A 19,253-nucleotide genomic window follows, 5' to 3' on the forward strand; every position below is an offset into this window, starting at 1 on the left:
ATCTATGCTCAAGATAAACAACCTATCCAAGAGCTACAACAGAGGAGCAATTAAAGCTGTTGACCATCTCAACCTCCACGTAAAACCGGGGGAGATATTCGGCTTCTTGGGGCCCAACGGCGCAGGAAAGACCACCACCATAAAGATGATAGTGGGCCTTTTGAACCCTGATGAAGGCAGCATAATCGTCAACGGCTATGATAACCAGAAAAATCCTATAGAGGCTAAAAGAAGCATTGGATACGTACCCGACACTCCAACGGTATACGACCGTTTGACGGGAATAGAGTACTTGAACTTCATGGCTGATGTATACCAGGTACCGCCCAATCAGAGAAAAGAGAGGATCAATTATTTCTTGGAAATGTTTGACCTTACCGATGCCGCAGAGGACCTCATTAAGAGCTACTCCCATGGCATGAAGCAAAAGATAGCGTTGGCAGGCGCCCTTCTTCACAATCCGGCCCTTTGGATAATGGATGAGCCCATGGTGGGCTTGGATCCCAAGTCCTCCCACTTGCTTAAAGAGCTCATGAGGCAGCACTGTCAAAATGGCAACACCGTCTTTTTCTCCACCCACATACTGGAAGTGGCAGAAAGGCTGTGCGACAGGATAGGCATAATCCACAGAGGTAAATTGATAGCCGTGGGCACTCTTGATGAGCTGCGCGGCGGAGAGCAGGCCGAAACCTTGGAAAACATATTCCTGGAGTTGACGGAACAATGAGTCAGTTTATCAGCTTACTAAAAACAATCCTCAATGTCAACTTTGGCATTTCAGCTCTGCGCTACAGGTTTACAAAGGAAAAAAGCCGCCTGTGGGAACCGGTCTTAATAGGTTTGTCAATAATACTGGGTGGGGGATCTGTAATATCCCTTTATACCTGGTTTTTACAGGGCGTATACAAAGGGGGCCAGATACTCAACAGCCCCGAGTTGGTGCTGATCTTGGCTCTATTAGCGTGTCAGCTCATGGTATTCATATTTGGCATATTTTACGTAATATCGGCATTCTATTTTTCAAATGATATGGATATCCTGGTTCCCCTGCCGCTAAAGCCTTACCATATACTGGCCAGCAAATTCCTAATAATCGTGATAAACGAATATCTTGTAACCTGGCCCATGCTGCTCCCTGCAATAATCATTTACGGTATAGGGATGCGACCAGGAATTGCATACTGGTTTAAAAGCTTTTTTATATTGCTGTTTGCACCGGGTATACCACTGGTGGTGGTATCAACATTCGTTCTTATACTCATGCGAGTTGTGAGCATACGCAAAAGCAAAGACCTGATGGTAGTGATAGGCAGCCTGCTAGGATTGTTGCTGGGCCTAACAGTGAACTATTTTGTACAAAAAGTTCCTGAAGACAATCCCCAACAGTTTATACAGGACCTGATAGTTTCCCGGGCCGATGTCATACAGTCCATAGGCCAAAGGTTCCCTCCCAGCCTATGGGCCACTTACGGACTGGCTAGACAAGGCTCAGAAGGTTGGATGTATTTTACGCTGTACTGTCTGATATCTTTAGTGCTGTTCGTTTTCCTCCTATGGCTGGGTAACCTGATATTTTACAGGGGGCTTCTGGCAGAGCAGGAGGTAACTCGCAGAAGGAAGCGGCTGTCGACTGAAAAGATAAATACAGAGGTCGAAAAGGCCTCAACTCCTGTAAAAGCGCTATTCTGGAAGGAATGGAAGCTGTTTTTAAGAACGCCCGTCTATGCCATGAACGGGCTGGCAGGCATGATTATGGTGCCTTTTTTAATGCTTATGCCTTTCATAGCCCAAGAAGGAAAAATTAAGGCTCTACTGATGCAGGCAAGACAGCCCAACTTTCTCATGTGGACTACCTTAAGCGGTGCTGGACTCGTTTTGTTTACATCCAGCATCAATATCGTAGCGTGTACCTCCATCTCAAGGGAAGGCCAAACGTTTTGGATATCCAAGGTGATCCCCGTACCGGCAAAGCAACAGGTTACCGCCAAGCTGTTGCACAGCATGGCCATATCATGCCTGGGCATACTGGTCACCACCACGGTACTGGGGATAGTGCTAAGACTGTCCCTCCTGAGGCTGTTTATAATATTTACACTGTGCTTGCTGGGAAATCTGCTCCTCAACGCGCTCAACCTGCTCATCGACCTTTTGCGCCCAAAGCTTGAATGGAACGACCCTCAGGAAGCCGTAAAGCAAAACCTAAACGGTTTGTTCAGCATCCTGTTCACCTTTGCTGCTCTGGCGGTATTTGCCGTTTTAACAGTTCTTCTCGTCAAAGCAGGAATTTCAGAGTGGATTATATATGCCGTTCTGGGGCTTGTAATGGGTTTGCTAACCATCCCCAGCACAGCAGCCCTGTACGCCCTGGCAGAAACCCAATACAAAAAAATAGAGGTGTAGCTTACACGATGGTCTTTTTGCGGAGATAGCGGTGTATTTCCAGCAGAAATTCGTCGGCAAACAGCTCAATGTTGCGCTGTTCTATTCCGGCATCAATTTTAAGCAGCTGTTTCCTGGTGACCGGTTTGAGGGCTGCCATCCGTTCAAGGGTGCTGTCGTCAAAGACCGCCTGGCGCGGCACCCCCGCTTTTTTGGCAATCCTCTCCCTCACCTTTTTTAGGATATCAAGAAGCGCCTCGTCTGCCTTGTCATCTTCTCCGGCGTCAGAAACATCCCCTTGAGCATTCAGTATGTCCTTTAGCAGGTCATCTATGAACTTTCTCTTGGTCCCATCGGCAGCTGAACCGCATACGCTGCAGTTACCGCACTTGGTAAAAGTAGGCTCCTCGTTGAAATACTCGAGAATGTTGTACCGTAGGCACCTTTTGCTCAAGCAGTATTCCACCATCTTGTCCAGCTTTTCAAGCTCCACCTTTTTGTGCTGATCTATCTCTTCCTGGGTAAGCTCAAACTTCCTGCCATTCAAGAATGGGTAGACCACGCCACTTTTCAGCTTTATGTAATTGTACTCGATTAATTTTCGCAGTGCGCTGTGCAGAACTTGCTTTGATATATTGCCTTTAAGGAGCGCGTCAAGGGTGATCCCTTTGTCGCCTGACTCAAGCACCCTGTTATAGACACTTTCCACCAGGGTTACAGAGGGATAGTTTATATTTATAAGAGCCCGGTTGAGATGGTAATCGTCCTCCGAATAGAGCAGTATACAGCAGGCCATCTTGCCATCCCTTCCGGCCCGTCCTACTTCCTGATAATAATACTCCAAAGACCTGGGCATGTTGTAATGTATTATATATCTTATGTCACTCTTGTCTATGCCCATTCCGAAGGCATTGGTAGCCACCATAACCGATGTCTTACCCTGGGCGAAGTCCTCCTGAGCCATAATCCTGTCCCGGCTGCTCAGCCCTGCGTGATACATCCCAGCCGGTATGCCCTTGCTGATAAGCAGACTATAGAGGTCCTCAACGGTCTTCCTGGTAGCGGCATAAATGATGCCCGCCTTGCCTAAATTTTTCTTGACATACCTTAGAACAAACCCCTGCTTATCCCGAGGCCTCTCTACCCTAAACTCCAAATTGGGCCTGTCAAAGCCGCTCACAAACAGCTTATACTTCTTTAAATTGAGCAACCGGATTATATCCTGCTGCACGCGCCAGTTGGCGGTAGCCGTAAAGGCAGCCACCACAGGGCTGCCCACTTGCTCTATCAAATCCTTTACCTTTAAATAGGCGGGACGGAAATTATGCCCCCACTGGGATATGCAGTGCGCCTCATCCACAGCTACAAACGGCACCTTCAAGCCCTTCAAGGCGTCAATAAACCCTTCTGAATAAAAGCGTTCGGGGGCAATGTATACGATCTTGTACTTCCCCTGGCTTAGGTTGCACATGCGCCTGGCAAGCTCTTCTTCCGAGAGGATGCTGCTTATAAAGGTAGAAGGGATACCCCGTTGGCTCAGCTGATCCACCTGATCTTTCATCAACGATATAAGGGGTGATATAACCAAGGTGGTACCTGAGAACATGACAGCAGGAAGCTGATAGCACAGCGATTTCCCACTTCCGGTTGGAAATACTGTGACGGCATTTTCTCCTCGAAGTATGCTCTCTACCACCTGCCGCTGGCCGGGACGAAAATCATCATGCCCAAAGTATTCCCGCAAATATTTGTATAACAATTCTGACTGGCTCATCAGAGACTACACCCTTTTGCTCATTCATTAACTTGATGGCGTTTGGCTCTCATCCCCTCGCCGAAAGTAAAACTTCTACTGCTGTGGCCAATCGCTGTGCCGTTGCCCCATCACCCAGCGCAGGGGACCGCTATTTATAGTTTATATATAAACATTTACAAAATCAATAAGTTATCATAAAAATTGCCAATTTGCTGCTTCCTTCGCCAAAAATTTATTAAAATGTTACAAAAACCGGTGAATCAAACGCCAATGAGAACCCTGCCCTTAAGGGGCAATATATCTATAAACAGGTATCCCTCTCTGGTCAAAAATTCCATGCCAAAATTCATTACATCTATCAGCTTGCTTATACCCCATCTTTGCATATCAAGTTTTACGGTATAGGCCTTGTACTGGCTGCGGTTTATGATTACAAGCGCAAAGCCGTCGCTGCGCTCCCGTCCAAACACATCCTTGCCCCCTCTGATGCAGCGGACAAAGGCGTACACATCTCCTTCATAATAAACCGGTATAAATTCCCCCGTCCTCAGGGCATCCATGCCGTTCCTCAAGGCAGCAACCCTTTTGTACCACTCCAGCAGCTCCTTATCCTCACGGCCCCAAGGATAAGTGCGCCTGTTGAATGGATCGCTATAGCCCGACAGTCCGGCCTCATCTCCATAGTATATGCAGGGCACCCCGGGAAATGTCATCTGAAGCAGGGATACCAGCTTGAGCCTTTGGATGGCCAGCCTTTCCTGCTCCTCAGTTAAAGCATAATGGGCCTGCTGGTCCCGCGACAGAGCATGCTGGGGCGGCGCTTCCCCCAAAATCGTCTTTATCCTGGGCACGTCGTGCGACCCCACCAGGTTCATAAGCGAATAAAAACATTCAACCGGATAGTTCTCATATAGGCTCATGATAGCCCTGTTGAAACAGGCAGCATCCCACTCACCCAAGAAAAATTTCAAAACCATATCCCTGAAAGGATAGTTCATTACCGAGTCCAGCTCCTCGCCCAGCAGATATTCCCTTCTCTTGCCATAGCTCACCTTTCTGGAGGCATCTTCCCATACTTCTCCGATTATAACAGCCTCCTCATCCATCTCTTTTACAGCCTTCCTGAATTCCTTCAAAAACTCATCGGGCACTTCATCCACCACGTCCAGGCGCCAGCCTTTTGCGCCCTTCTTAAGCCAATACTTGGCCACAGCATCCTCATCATGAATAATGTATTTTTGATACGAGGGCTCCATCTCGTTTACGTTGGGCAGGGTGTCTATTCCCCACCAGCACTCATACACATCAGGATAGCGTATAAATCGGTACCATGGGTAATAGGGTGAATCCTTAGACTGATAAGCCCCCAGCGTGGGATACCTGCCGTTCTTATTGAAATACATGCTATCGCTGCCAGTGTGGCTGAACACCCCATCCAGGATGATGTATATGTCTAACTCCCTGGCTTTTTGGCAAAGTTCCTGGAAGATTTCCTCATCTCCAAACATGGGGTCTATCTTCTTATAGTTCCCCACATCGTATTTATGGTTGGAATAGGCCTCGAAAATGGGGTTTAGGTACAGAGCGCTGACCCCCAGCTCCTTAAGGTAGGACAATTTCTTTTTTATGCCCAGCAGGTTTCCCCCAAAGAAATCGTTGCACAATACCTTCCCGGTAACCGGATCCGGCTTGTAGTTGGGCACCTCGTACCAGTCCTGGTGTATTATGCAGTCGTCCCCGTAAACGAGCGGTCGTCCATCCTCGTTTCCGTTGTAGAACCGGTCCACAAATATCTGATACATGATGCTGTCTTTAAACCAGTCAGGAGTTTTAAAGCTCCGCTTATACACCGTCACCTGATATGAATGGGGCGGGTAATCGGTGATTTGCCCTACCCCGCCCAACCCATCGGGTTTGCAGCCATAATAATACATGCCCCTGTCAGTCTCAATTATGAAATAATACCATAGAAGCCCCGGAACTCCAGGGCTTCTGAAACGGCCTTCATACATGTATTGGTCTTCATATCGCGATGTAAGAAACATAGGAATCCTGGTCTCTCCAAGGCCATCCTGCCATAGCCTTAAGATGACAGATCTTATATCATTTTGCGTATACACCTTTACCCGCAAAGTGACTGTCTCCTGACAGGGCACCGCTCCAAACGGCTGCCTGTAAGCGCTGTCGTGGGAATTATGATAAATCCATATATATTCCATATCGGACCATCCTTTCGGTCACCTTTTCGTTTTTACCACATTCTTATAAAGTTAAACCCATCTAAAACGCACATATAGAGACAGCTGCCTGCCTTTACCGTGCTGTCTGTTTTTCCCACACCAAAGTATCTTGTAATTTGCCACTCGCTCTTATCTACTCCACTGCCTGTTTTCACCACACCAAAGTATCTTACCGTGATTTGGCTGCTTCCCCTTATCCACCGTGCTGTCTGTTTTAAGCATACCAAAGTTTACATCCCTTTAACCCGGTTTACTACAACCAATTTCATTGCTCTGACTTCAACCGTCGATACAGCTTTATATACTCTTTGGCAGAACGATTCCAGCTGTAGTCGCATTGCATGGCCCTCCTCATCAGAGCATGCCACACCTCTTTATTGTGATAAAAATTCACAGCCCTCTTTATGGTGTACAGCATGTCATGCGCATTGTAGTTAGTAAAGCTGAAGCCGTTCCCCTCGCCGGTAAATTCATTATACGGCTGTACGGTATCCTTAAGCCCGCCGGTTTCCCTCACAATGGGAATAGTACCATATCTCATGCTGAAGAGCTGCGCCAGCCCACAGGGTTCATACAGCGAGGGCATGAGGAACAGGTCCGAGGCTGCATATATGCGATGCGCCAAGGTATTGTCATAAAAGATGTTGGCCGAAACTTTTTTAGGATAACGGCTGGCAACATTTTTAAACATGTTTTCATACTGCCATTCCCCGTTTCCCAGCACCACCAGCTGTATGTCCATTGCAAGTATCTCGTCCAGTACATGGGCTATGAGGTCCAAGCCTTTTTGCGCCACCAGCCTCACTATGATGCTTATCATGGGTACATCCCCACGAACATCCAGCCCCAGCTGCTCCTGAAGCTTTAACTTGTTCTCGACCTTGTACTCCAGATGGTCCTGGTCGTAGTTCCTGAATATGAGCGGATCAGTAGCGGGATTGTACTCATCATAGTCCACGCCGTTCAATATGCCAAACAGCTGATGCTTTCTTGCCCGCAACAGCCCATCCAACCTTTCGCCAAAAAAGGGCATCTGTATCTCTTGAGCATAGGTAGGGCTTACGGTATTTATAAGGTTGGCATACACCAGCCCGCCTTTAAGCATATTCACATTTCCATAAAACTCCAGCTTATCCGGCGTAAAATATTCATCTCCCAAATCCAACAAGTCGCCCAGTATTTTCCTATCATAGATGCCCTGGTATCTGAGGTTATGGATGGTAAACAGTGTGCGGATATTCTTATAAAAATCATTATGCCGATAATGGGCCTCCAGCAGCACGGGTATTGCCCCTGTCTGCCAGTCATGGCAGTGTATAACATCAGGCATAAAACCGACATGTGGAAGCGCTTCCAGCACGCTTCTACAGAAAAAAGCAAAGCGCTCCACCTCATCATCCGAATAGCCGTAAATCCCGTCGCGCCCGAAATAATACTCGTTATCAATAAAATACACTGGCACCTCTTTGCATTCCGACTCCTCGATGCCGCAGTATTGGTTTCTCCAGCCCAGCTTGACGTATATGTGCTTTATATGCCTTATCCTCTCTTTTAGGTTTGTTGGGATCGCTTTATATTTAGGCAGGATAATCCTGGCATCGACTCCCTGACGGCGCAGGGCAACCGGCAAGGAGCCGATCACCTCGCCCAATCCTCCTGTTTTTACAAACGGCGCTGCTTCCGAGGCGGCAAACAATACTTTCAGCAATCCTCCTGCCTCCTTTTATCCGTATACTTGAAAAACACTACCGCAAGAGGGGGAAGCGTGATGCTGATGGATCGGCTAAAGCCGTGCCACGGTACGTTCTCCGACACAATGACATCGAAATTGCCCTGCCCCGAACCCCCGTAAGCCGGGTCGTCGCTGTTAAACACCTCTCTATACTCTCCCGGCCAGGGCACGCCTATCCTATAGCCATGGCGAACCACTGGCGTAAAATTGCACACCACAATCAACCAATCATCCTGTTCCTTCCCCTTCCTTATAAAAGATACAATGCTCTGGCTGTAGTCATGGTGGTCAATCCAGCGAAAACCCTCCCATCCGTGGTCGTATTCCCACAGAGCCCTGTTTTCAAGATAAAAATGGTTGAGCATCTTGACATAATAATGCAGCTTTCTGTGCATCTCGTAGTCAAGGAGATGCCAGTCCAGGCTCGCATCAAAATTCCATTCGGCAAACTGGCCAAACTCCCCTCCCATAAACAACAGCTTCTTCCCCGGATGGGCCATCATGTATCCGTACAACAACCTGAGGTTGGCGAATTTCTGCCAGTAATCTCCCGGCATCTTATCCAAAAGCGAATGCTTGCCGTGCACCACCTCATCGTGAGATAAGGGGAGGATGAAGTTTTCCGAAAACGCATACACCATGGAAAAGGTAAGGTTTTCATGGTGCCATTTCCTGTATATAGGGTCCAGCGACATATAACGGAGTATATCGTTCATCCACCCCATGTTCCATTTATAGTTAAATCCCAGCCCGCCCAGGTATACAGGACGGGTGACCATGGGCCAGGCGGTGGATTCCTCGGCGATCATGAGCACATTGGGAAAATAGTGAAACACCACCTCATTCATCTTCCTCATAAACTCAATGGCCTCTAAATTCTCCTTGCCGCCATACCTGTTTGGGAGCCATTCGCCCCATGACTTACCGTAGTCAAGGTACAGCATGGATGCCACGGCATCAACGCGAAGCCCATCAACGTGGTACACATCAAACCAAAATACGGCATTGGAAATGAGGAAGCTCCTCACCTCATTACGCCCGTAGTTGAATATCAAAGTACCCCAGTGGGGATGTTCCCCCCTTCGCGGGTCCTCATGCTCGTAAAGGGCGGTACCATCAAAGCGTATCAGCCCATGTCCATCCCGGGGGAAATGGGCTGGCACCCAGTCCAGTATTACCCCTATACCAGCCAGGTGGCACTCATCCACGAAAAACATGAAATCCTCGGGCGTGCCATACCGTGAAGTCACTGAATAGTACCCCGTGGTTTGATAGCCCCACGACCCATCATAAGGATGCTCTGCTACAGGTAAAAGCTCTATATGGGTATATCCCATATCCTTCACATACGGGATAAGCTCCTTCGCCAGTTCCCTGTAGCTTAAAAACCCGTTCCCTTCTTTTCTGCGCCACGACCCCAAATGCACCTCATAGATCAGCAGGGGTTTATCGTATATGAGCGTGGCCGCCCTTTGGCGCATCCACTCATCATCCCGCCATTTATACCTGTGCAGGTTGTACACCACCGATGCAGTACACGGCCTGAGCTCGCTGTAAAAGGCATAAGGGTCGGCCTTCAAAACCACCTGCCCGTAAAAATTCTCTATCTCATATTTATACAGGTCAAATTCCTTGACTCCCGGGATAAAGAGCTCCCATACCCCCGAGTCCCCCAGCCTGTTCATCACATGAGCCCTTCCATCCCAACAGTTAAAATCGCCCACCACGCTGACCCTTCGGGCATTTGGCGCCCATACGGCAAAGTGCGTGCCTACAACGCCGTCTTTTTCAAGGAGGTGGGCCCCCAGCATCTTATAGCTGTGGTAGTTGGTCCCCTGGTTGAACAAATACAGCTGGTAATCGGTGATCCCAAAGGTACTTGTTACCATCCCATCCTCCCTGTACCTCTTGTGCATCCTCTACATTTATAAATTCGCAAAAAGATTCCAAAATTTAAGCTATATTTTATGTGGCATTTGGCGCTTTCTTCTCTATTATTATTATTTGCTCAAAATGCTGTTTTTTACCCAAAAAAATAGCCGAACACATCAAGCTGATTGCCGGTTGCCACAACTTAACAGCCGGAAAGACCGATGTCTAAGCTCGATGCAGCTGCGTTTTTCAACCAAAATTGCGGTTCCAAAAAGAAAAAAGCCCATTAGCCAGCTCTGACATGCCCTCATGTGCAGACACGCACAAGATGCGCACGCAGAGACGTGCTACTGGACCTCCTATTCACATCCTCCTCAAACCATTGCTCAAGAAAAGCGAACGGTTTTCTCCAAATCCCCCGGTCCTTTAAGCAGCTGTATCCTGCTATCCTCAACGTGAAGGTTTTCATCGGCTCTAATACATATCTTCTTTTTAAGCGTGGTCTCAAGCTGTTCCAGAGCTTCTTTGTCTTCCTCCCATGCATGGGCTACGCTGGGATGTACCTCCACCAGGGCTCCCCAGGCCTCATTGACGCTAAACAGCCTTTCTAGCTCCTTTTCTATTTTAGCTATGACCATGGCTTCCGAATATACCCTCCCCGTTCCGTTACAGTAAGGGCAGGGCTTCAAAAAAGCTGTCGAAAGCCTGGGCCGCACCTTCTTACGGGTCAGCTCCACCAACCCCAGCCCCGTCAGCCCTACCAGATTGGTCTTGGTACGATCCTTCTTCAAGGCCTGTTCGAGGACTTCCAGCACTTTCTTCTTGTGCTCTTCTTCGGCCATGTCGATAAAATCTATGATTATTATGCCCCCTATGTCGCGCAGCCGTATCTGGTGCGCGATCTCCTCGGCCGCTTCCAGATTGGTCCTGAAGGCGGTATCTTCCAGGCTGGCCTTGCCAACAAACTTACCGGTGTTCACATCTATAACCGTCAGAGCCTCTGTTACATCTATTACAATGTATCCACCGCTTTTAAGCCACACCTTCTTCTGTATGGCCTTTTCGATTTTTGCCTCAATGCCGTAAATCTCAAACAAATTTCTCTGGGCGTCGGCGTATTCCACCCTGTCGACAAGCGACGGCGAAATGGCCTTGAGCAGTTCAATTACTTTTTGGTAATGATGATAATCGTTTATGATTAACCTATCCACATCAGAGCAAAAGATATCGCGTACAGTGCGGTACAGCAGGCTTTCATCCTTATGCAGGAGCCGGGGCACCTCACCCTGCTTCTCTCTTTCCTTGATCCCCTCCCACAGCCTGCACAGCACCTCTATGTCGGGCATAAGGTCCTCTGGCTGCTTGCCTCTGGCTGCAGTCCTCACTATAATCCCCATATTTTCGGGCTTAATAGCCTCAGCAATTCTCCTCAAGCGCTGGCGTTCCTCTTCATCTTCTATCCTTCTGGAAACGCCTACATAGTTTAAGGTAGGCATAAGCACCACATACCTGCCTGGCAGGGTGATGTGCGTGGTAACCCTGGCGCCCTTGGTCCCCATGGGCTCCTTCAAAATCTGTACCGTGATCTCCTGCCCTTCCCTGATGATATCCCGCAACGAGATATCCTTGATCACTTTGCCATTGTTTTTATCTCCAAAATCAAACACCGTATTATCGACGTTTATATCCCCTGCATACAGAAAGGCGTTCTTCTCCAACCCTATATCAACAAAAGCGGCCTGCATGCCCGGTAGCACATTGACCACACGACCGCGGTATATGTTTCCCACTAGCCCCTGCTTTTCATCGTCCTCCATGTAGAACTCCACAAGGTCTCCGTCCTCCAGCACCGCCACCCGGGTCTGGTCATAGCGAATATCCACCACAATCTGCTTGCCCACACCCATCATCCTCTTTCCAGTTCCAATGGGGTTATCCATGCATTTCCCCTGTACAAAAACATGTCCAACCTATGGATATCTGCAAAGCAGCAAGAGTCACCTTCAATGCCAGCAAACTCCAGAAACGACCGTATCATCTGCTCTGGGTTTAAGGACTCCTTGCTGCCAGCGCTCAGCATGGCCTCCATGATTACCTTTCCTTCTTCCTGGCCGACTATGTCCAGGCGGTGTATCATAGGCCGAATGTTTACAAGCCGCTCACCCTTCTTGCCGCTCTTTGTAATGGTTATATCAGGCTGGGCCAGAAAATCTTTCAATGCCCCTTCAATGCACAAACCCGGAGCTTTAAGGCTTATACAATAAAGCGCCCTCTCGATCATGCTCATCAGCGAGGGGAGCGATTCATCGATTGCCACCGCCTTTAGTATGGCTATCCCCTGTGGGAGTACGCTGTTCATCCCCTGGCAGAACTCCTGGGGGCGCATTTCCGAAGCCAGCATTACGTCCATGTATTCCCCCTGGCTGGTCATTCCAACCGGCAGTGGAGGTGCAAAGGCAACTTTAGGCTGCGGGTTATACCCCTGCGAAAATGCAACGGGTATCCCGGCACGCCTTAAGGCGCGGTGCAGGGTCCTCATGAGGTCTAAATGAGATATATACTTAACCCTGTCCTGCTTGGCGTATTTTACCACCATCCTCACTGGCACAACCCTCCCTCCAGCCTTGTTATGCCGCAGCCCCAGCACCTCTCCCTGCAGTCAGGCGTCAGCTCGCCCCTTAATGCTTTTTGATACTCCCTCCACAGGAAAGATGGCGTGACCCCTACATCGATGTGGCTCCAGGGCAATACCTCTTCCCTATCCCTTGCCCTGTTTGCATAAAATCCAGGGTCTATGCCGGCATCCTCAAAGGCCTTGAGCCAGATATGATACTTGAAGTGTTCTGCCCAGCCGTCAAACTTGCAGCCCATCTCCCATGCTTTTATCAGTACCTTGCCAAGCCTGCGATCTCCCCGGGCAAACACCGCTTCTAGGAAGCTCAAACGCGGGTCATGCCAGTCAAACTCCACCGATTTGATCCTTAGTTTGTCCTTGAGAAAGTCCAGCTTTTGGTTCAAACGCTCTATCGTATCCTGCGCAACCCATTGAAATGGAGTAAAAGGCTTGGGGACAAACGATGCCACACTGACGGTTATCCTTAATCTGTGAGCCCTTTGCCCTCCGGTTACATCAAGATAGCAGCTTTTGACCTTTCTTGCCAGGTCGGCAATGCCTTCCAGGTCTTCCTGAGTTTCAGTGGGCAGCCCTATCATTAAGTACAGCTTTACGGTATCCCACCCCAGTTCAAAGGCCTGCCTCACGCTGTTTAGAAGGTCCTCTTCGGTAACCCCCTTGTTTATGACATCCCTCAGCCTCTGCGTTCCGGCCTCGGGGGCAAAGGTCAAACCCGCCTTGCGCACCTTTATCATCTCTTCAATGAGCTCCCTCGAAAACGAGTCGATGCGCAGCGACGGAAGGGAAAAAGACACCTTTTGCGGTGCAAAACGCTCCATGAGCTGCTTTACCAGGTTTTCCAAATCAGAATAATCGCTGGTACTCAAGGAAGAGAGCGATAGTTCCTCATAGCCGGTATTATTGATCAGCTTTTCCGCCAGATCCATAAGCCTTGGAACCGAACGCTCCCTCACCGGGCGGTATATGATGCCTGCCTGACAAAACCTGCATCCGCGCGTGCAACCCCTGAACACCTCAAGCATGACGCGGTCATGGACGATGTCCATGTATGGCACTATCATGGTTTCGGGGTAATAAGCCCTATCAAGATCCCTCACCACCCGCTTTTGAATGACGGAAGGTATTCCTTCACGGTTGGGCTTAACTGAGCGGACAGTACCGTCGTCGTCATATTCCACGTCATAAAAGTGCGGCACATAAACTCCCGGTATCCGGGCCGCTGCCACCAAAAAATCCTGACGGGTGCCGCCCTGCATCTTCCATTGGCGGTACACATCCAGCAACTCGTTTATTACCTCTTCTCCATCCCCCATGACCACTAAGTCAAAAAAATCGGCCATCGGCTCAACGTTATAAGCACAGGGGCCCCCTGCAATGATGAACGGATGGTTTTTTTCCCTTTCCCACCACCGGAGCGGAATCCTTGCCAGGTCAAGCATGTTTATCACGTTTGTATAGCACATCTCATACTGAAGCGTAAAACCCACAAAGTCAAACTCGGCGATGGGATCCTTGCTTTCCAGGGCAAATAACGGCAGCCCCTTTTCCCTCATCTTTTGCTCCATGTCGGTCCATGGCGCAAACACGCGCTCGCAATAGGTATCTTCCCGTTCATTCATTAGATGGTACAGTATCTTCATCCCCAGATGGGACATACCCACCTCGTAGACATCCGGGAAAGCAAAAGCAAACCGTATCAGCACCTTTGAAGGGTCCTTTTCAACCATGTTGTACTCATTTCCCATGTATCTAACAGGCTTAGTAACCTGCCTGAGTATCTCGTCCAGCACAGACTTGTCCATTTACATTGCCTCCTATCAATACAATAGCATCCCTTGTCCATTTCGTACTCAACAAGCCTTGTCCCATATATATTTTAGCTTTGCAGTCCTTTCCCATTCTCCCAATAACGCAAATTATGTCGTCCAAAGAGGCATGCCAGACCCCTTAAGGAGCCCATAAGGCCTCCGCCGGTCAATCAGCCTCTCTTGCGGCTGGACTGTGCAAGCAACCTGAACACCGGCACATTAAACCCGTGATCCATAAGGCCGTCTACTATATCCTTTTCAGTTAAATAGCCCCTGGGCCTGAGCTGTTCATCAACCAGAACGATGCTGTGATAGCGATGCGGCACAAACTTCTTTATCACATCCTTCAACGGCAAATCGTACAACACCACCAGCTCCCTGGATTGAATGGCCCCCTCCCTGATTAAAATATCCCTTTTGTAAGTAAGGTCCCTCACCATCACATAGGTGGCCATTCTGTTTTCCTTTACGGCGGAATATGCCAGAAAACCTGCCATAACAAACAGGGTGGGGTTAAAGATGCCGTAATAGATGGCATACACTCCGGTCATAACGAGGAACAGCGCCAACACAAATCCGCCTATGGTAGTAATCCTGGTAGCCCTTTTTATTCCCAGCTCTCTGGAAAGGATGGCACGCAAAATCCTGCCGCCATCCAGCGGGAAGGCTGGCAGTAGGTTAAAACCAGCCAGCATCAGATTGGCCTGAATGAAAAAATCGTAATCCTCGGAGGGAATCAGCCCCATCTTTTCCAAAACCATACAGCCCAGCACCAGTATCACGTTGGACATGGGACCGACGATGGCTATATATACCTCATCTCGTGGATTGACTTCAAAAAAGCTCTCGATTCTGGCCACCCCACCAAAAGGCAGTAGCTCTATCTCGCTCACCCTCAGATTTAACGCCCTAGCCATGACCACATGCGCCAGCTCGTGTATGAACACCACCAAAAATACGACGGCCAGCCTCGTCCCCTCTCCCAAGACTATGGCTATCGCGATGAGTATAACAAGCAGCTTGTTTATATATATGTTTATGCCAAACAGTATACCTAGCTTCATAGCCGCAGCACTTATCCCGCTTCACTGAAACACTTTGCTCTCTTCTTGAATGAGCTTGAGGGGATCCACCGGCTGATCGCCATGCCAGACCTCAAAATGCAGCCTGTATCCTTCTGAGGGGGCCTTGCCCATCTTGCCTATTCTATCCCCCTGCTCAACCAAAACTCCCACCTGCACCTGTATGTCCTCACATCCTCCGTATAGAGCCACCCATCCTCCTCCATGGTCAACCTTTACATATTTGCCATAAGTCTCGTCTTCTCCTACAGCAATCACTTTCCCATCGGCAACCGTATAAACCCAACCCTGCTGCTGCGACAAAATATCTATTCCCTGGCTTTTAACCTTTTTGCTATCATCATCGTAAACCTGGCCGAAAAAGCCCACCACCTTGCCTTCAGCAGGAGCGGCAAAGACAGGCTGATCTGCTTGATCATTCCCCCCCTGTCCCCCGGACTCTTCACCTTCATTTTGAGCATCACGCTCGCTAAATACTGCCTTGAGCCCCGGCAGGTAGTCATCCACAAATTTGAGCTTTCCCAATGACTCGTTTATGTCAAAGTCATAGGTTATGGCCTCACGAATCCTATCAACAGCCCATCTGGTAGCAGGGGTATCGATGCTCTTGAGCAGCATCACTACCACAATAATGACGGCTACCACCGATATTCTGACGACCAAGACAGCCGCTTTGTGTTCGTCGTCCAGGGCATCCATTCTACCGTATGAAGTTCTCCGACGCACAGGGCGTGAAACAGGCAAATCCAATCTGCGCCGCCTGACCGGCCTGAGCCCTTTTTTTACGTATACCCCTTTTCCCACTTCCAAACATCATCCCCTCCTCATCAATACAAGTATATTTGGGGGGGACGAAGTTTATGATTTTAAAATACATCGTCATCCTCTTGTGGAGGATTGACTATTAGCCTCCAGTCCAAATCGCCGCGCTCCAGAGCCTTAACCATAACCTCTGCTGTAGCCAGATTGGTGGCCAGGGGAATATTATGCACATCGCACAGCCTTAGCAGCGCGTTGACATCGGGCTCATGGGGCTGCGCCGTCAGCGGGTCCCGCAAAAATATGACCAAATCGATCTTGTTGTAAGCCACCCTGGCGCCTATCTGCTGATCTCCTCCCAGAGGGCCGGAAAGGAAACGATGCACCGGCAGACCCGTCGCCTCTGCGATCAGCTTTCCTGTGGTGCCGGTGGCGCACAGCTTATGCTTTCCCAAAATATGTTTATAGGCCACACAAAAGTTGACCATGTCCTCTTTCTTCTTATCGTGGGCAATCAAAGCAATATTCACGTCCCTTACCCCCTGAACAATCTTGCTTACCCCTTAGAAATTTATCTTTTGCCTGCGCATACCCACGTTGAGCACCAAACCGTATGCAATCATATTTGTAATCATGGAACTCCCACCATAGCTCATGAATGGAAGGGGTATTCCAGTGACGGGCATCAAGCCCATGGTCATGCCGATGTTCTCAAATATATGAAACACCATCATGGATACCACGCCAATGACCAAAAAGCTGCCAAAGCTGTCCTTGGCTTTGGTGGCCAAATATATGGTCCTCAAAATGAGGCACAGGTACAGGCATATTATTATAGCTCCCCCTATGAAGCCAAGTGCTTCCACTGTCACCGAAAAAATAAAGTCGGTATTTTTAGCCGGAACAAAATTGAGCTGGCTTAAAGTGTTGTCGGTCAAAATCCCTTTACCGTATATTCTACCGGAACCTATGGCAATTATCGACTGGATGACGTGATAGCCTGCACCCAAGGGGTCCATACCGGGATTTAAAAACACCAGGATACGATTTTTCTGCACATCCGACAGCAGTCCATACCACATAATCGGCACAGTGGCAATCCCTGCTCCAATTATGCCCAGCAAGAGCTTATAATTGATGCCTGCAACGAAAACCATTCCGAATAGTATCGCTATAAACACCATGGCCGTACCAAAGTCGGGCTGATCTATGATGAGCACCAGAGGAATGACAAGCCTGGCCAGCAACGGAACAAGATCCCTTAGGCGATTCAGGCTCTCCCCTTCATCCTTCTTCTTGGCCATCACCTTGGCCAGAGATATAATCATGGATATCTTGGCAAACTCTGAAGGCTGGACGTAAAACGTCCCGAAGCTGATCCAGCTGCGCGCATTGCCAGCAATATGCCCCCTGAAAGACACATAGAGCAGCATAGCCACTACCGTCCAATATATATAGGGAGACATCTCAGCAAAGAGGTGATAATCGATGCTGATCACCACCAACATGGCAATGAGACCGACGCCAAACCACAGCAGGTGCAGCTTCACGTGATACAGGTTAAAATTTCCAATTATGTCAAACAAGCGCTGTTCGTCTCCTTCCACCGGCTCCTTCATGGCCACCCCAATGCCTATCAGCCCGAAGCCTACCAGCAAGAATATCAAGATCAATATGGGAAAATCAAAATTTTTAATAAGCCTCTTGTCAAACATCTACGTCCCCCATTTACATGCCTTCAAAATTACCATCGTCAACATTATAACATATGGACAGATATAAAAAAAGAGATTGCACACTGCAACCTCTAACCTCTGTTGGGCCCCATATTTTTCACCCTTCTTATAGGGATATTTGCCAGCAGGGCAGTACTGTATGTATCATCCTCCTGGGGTATACGGGACAACCGTATGTCTAGCCCTGCCTCATCTATCTCCATATAATTGGATATGACCTTAATGATGTCATCCTTGATCATATCCAAAAACTTGGGTGAAATATTGGCACGGTCATGGATCAACACCAGTTTAAGCCGCTCTTTGGCGATATCCTTGCTCTTGCTTTCCCCTTTTCCAAAAAACTTAAACAAATCGATCATTTAAATCCTCCTCACTAATAGGACCTCTTCTTGCTCATGCTAAACCATCGTTTGAGCTTTGCCAAAAATCCCTCATCCATCTCCAAATCCATGATGGGTACATTTTCACCCATCAACCTCCTAGCGATGTTTCTATAAGCCTGCCCCGCCAAAGAGCCCTCGTCCAATACCGCCGGTTCGCCCTTGTTGGTTGAAATGACAACTTTTTCATCGTCAGGCACTACCCCAAGCAGGTCTATCCCCAGTATATCAATGGTATCGTCGATGTTCATCATGTCCCCCCGTTTCACCATATCTATCCTTATACGGTTTATTATAAGCTTGGGGTCCATAAGCTCATTAGCAGCAAGCAAGCCTATTATGCGATCAGCATCCCTAACGGCTGACACCTCTGGCACGGTAACCACTATTGCGCTGTCAGCTCCAGCTATGGCGTTCTTGAATCCCTGTTCAATGCCAGCCGGACAATCGATAAGCACATAATCGAATTCCTCTTTTAGCTGCTGGCACAGCTCCTGCATCTGTTGTGGCGACACCGCTGTCTTATCCTTGGTTTGAGCAGCCGGCAACAGATACAGCCCTTCAAAGCGCTTGTCCTTTATAAGGGCCTGCTTCAACCTACAAACCTTTTCCACCACATCCACCAAATCGTAAACAATCCTGTTCTCCAACCCCATGACCACATCGAGGTTTCTAAGGCCTATATCGGCATCCACCAGCACCACCTTTTTGCCTGCCAGCGCCAGAGCCGCCCCTATATTGGCCGTTGTGGTGGTCTTGCCGACCCCTCCCTTCCCTGAAGTTATCACTATTACCTCTCCCATCTATGTCCACTCCCCCTATACATCTTTGTCCTAATACCTGCCATTTTCTTTTTTCTACACCAAGTTTC

Annotated in this window: 15 protein-coding genes; 2 read left to right on the forward strand and 13 right to left on the reverse strand. The window is 48.7% G+C overall.

What is annotated here, in order from left to right:
* Positions 1-4: 4 nt before the first annotated feature.
* Both KVG29_RS03735 and KVG29_RS03740 read left to right on the forward strand, forming a co-directional pair.
* Positions 5-727: an ABC transporter ATP-binding protein gene (locus tag KVG29_RS03735; RefSeq protein ID WP_252226657.1), complete on the forward strand. Its 723-nt coding sequence runs from the start codon at positions 5-7 to the stop codon at positions 725-727.
* Positions 724-2,400 (forward strand): putative ABC transporter permease subunit, encoded by a 1,677-nt coding sequence (locus tag KVG29_RS03740; protein WP_252226659.1) that lies wholly within the window; start codon positions 724-726, stop codon positions 2,398-2,400. The genes KVG29_RS03735 and KVG29_RS03740 overlap by 4 nt, the downstream gene beginning before the upstream one ends.
* A gap of 1 nt (position 2,401) precedes the next feature.
* Here the strand turns inward: KVG29_RS03740 and KVG29_RS03745 are convergent, their stop codons facing one another.
* The 13 genes from KVG29_RS03745 to minD form a co-directional block, all read right to left on the reverse strand.
* A complete protein-coding gene (locus tag KVG29_RS03745; protein ID WP_252226660.1) occupies positions 2,402-4,153 on the reverse strand; it encodes a RecQ family ATP-dependent DNA helicase in 1,752 nt (583 codons plus the stop codon).
* Positions 4,154-4,395: 242 nt separating this feature from the next.
* The gene (locus KVG29_RS03750; protein ID WP_252226661.1) at positions 4,396-6,354 is read right to left on the reverse strand and encodes a glycoside hydrolase family 13 protein; all 1,959 of its coding nucleotides are present in this window, start codon (positions 6,352-6,354) and stop codon (positions 4,396-4,398) included.
* Positions 6,355-6,640: 286 nt separating this feature from the next.
* Entirely contained in the window at positions 6,641-8,080 is a 1,440-nt protein-coding gene (glgA, locus tag KVG29_RS03755; RefSeq protein WP_252226791.1) for a glycogen synthase GlgA, read from the reverse strand.
* Positions 8,077-9,996 carry a 1,4-alpha-glucan branching protein GlgB gene (gene glgB / locus KVG29_RS03760; protein WP_252226662.1) on the reverse strand — a complete coding sequence of 640 codons (1,920 nt, stop codon included), beginning with the start codon at positions 9,994-9,996 and terminating at the stop codon, positions 8,077-8,079. The genes glgA and glgB overlap by 4 nt, the downstream gene beginning before the upstream one ends.
* Before the next feature lie 369 nt (positions 9,997-10,365).
* Entirely contained in the window at positions 10,366-11,919 is a 1,554-nt protein-coding gene (locus KVG29_RS03765; protein ID WP_252226663.1) for an Rne/Rng family ribonuclease, read from the reverse strand.
* Entirely contained in the window at positions 11,886-12,575 is a 690-nt protein-coding gene (locus KVG29_RS03770; protein WP_252226792.1) for a TIGR03936 family radical SAM-associated protein, read from the reverse strand. The genes KVG29_RS03765 and KVG29_RS03770 overlap by 34 nt, the downstream gene beginning before the upstream one ends.
* A 2-nt stretch (positions 12,576-12,577) precedes the next feature.
* On the reverse strand, positions 12,578-14,416 hold the full coding sequence (locus tag KVG29_RS03775; protein ID WP_252226664.1) for a TIGR03960 family B12-binding radical SAM protein: 1,839 nt from the start codon (positions 14,414-14,416) through the stop codon (positions 12,578-12,580).
* Between the two features lie 176 nt (positions 14,417-14,592).
* Positions 14,593-15,486 (reverse strand): site-2 protease family protein, encoded by an 894-nt coding sequence (locus KVG29_RS03780; protein ID WP_252226667.1) that lies wholly within the window; start codon positions 15,484-15,486, stop codon positions 14,593-14,595.
* Between the two features lie 21 nt (positions 15,487-15,507).
* Complete coding sequence (locus tag KVG29_RS03785) at positions 15,508-16,308, reverse strand: M23 family metallopeptidase (protein WP_252226793.1); 801 nt, start codon at positions 16,306-16,308, stop codon at positions 15,508-15,510.
* A gap of 62 nt (positions 16,309-16,370) precedes the next feature.
* Positions 16,371-16,793: a methylglyoxal synthase gene (gene mgsA, locus KVG29_RS03790; RefSeq protein WP_252226669.1), complete on the reverse strand. Its 423-nt coding sequence runs from the start codon at positions 16,791-16,793 to the stop codon at positions 16,371-16,373.
* A gap of 33 nt (positions 16,794-16,826) precedes the next feature.
* Positions 16,827-17,978: a rod shape-determining protein RodA gene (rodA, locus tag KVG29_RS03795; protein ID WP_252226670.1), complete on the reverse strand. Its 1,152-nt coding sequence runs from the start codon at positions 17,976-17,978 to the stop codon at positions 16,827-16,829.
* Between the two features lie 92 nt (positions 17,979-18,070).
* Entirely contained in the window at positions 18,071-18,361 is a 291-nt protein-coding gene (gene minE / locus KVG29_RS03800; RefSeq protein WP_252226676.1) for a cell division topological specificity factor MinE, read from the reverse strand.
* A gap of 14 nt (positions 18,362-18,375) precedes the next feature.
* Positions 18,376-19,185, reverse strand: coding sequence for a septum site-determining protein MinD (gene minD / locus KVG29_RS03805; RefSeq protein WP_252226678.1), 810 nt, complete (start codon positions 19,183-19,185; stop codon positions 18,376-18,378).
* Positions 19,186-19,253: the final 68 nt, after the last annotated feature.

The sequence above is a fragment of the Caldicoprobacter algeriensis genome (assembly GCF_023838525.1).
Lineage (GTDB): Bacteria > Bacillota > Clostridia > Caldicoprobacterales > Caldicoprobacteraceae > Caldicoprobacter > Caldicoprobacter algeriensis.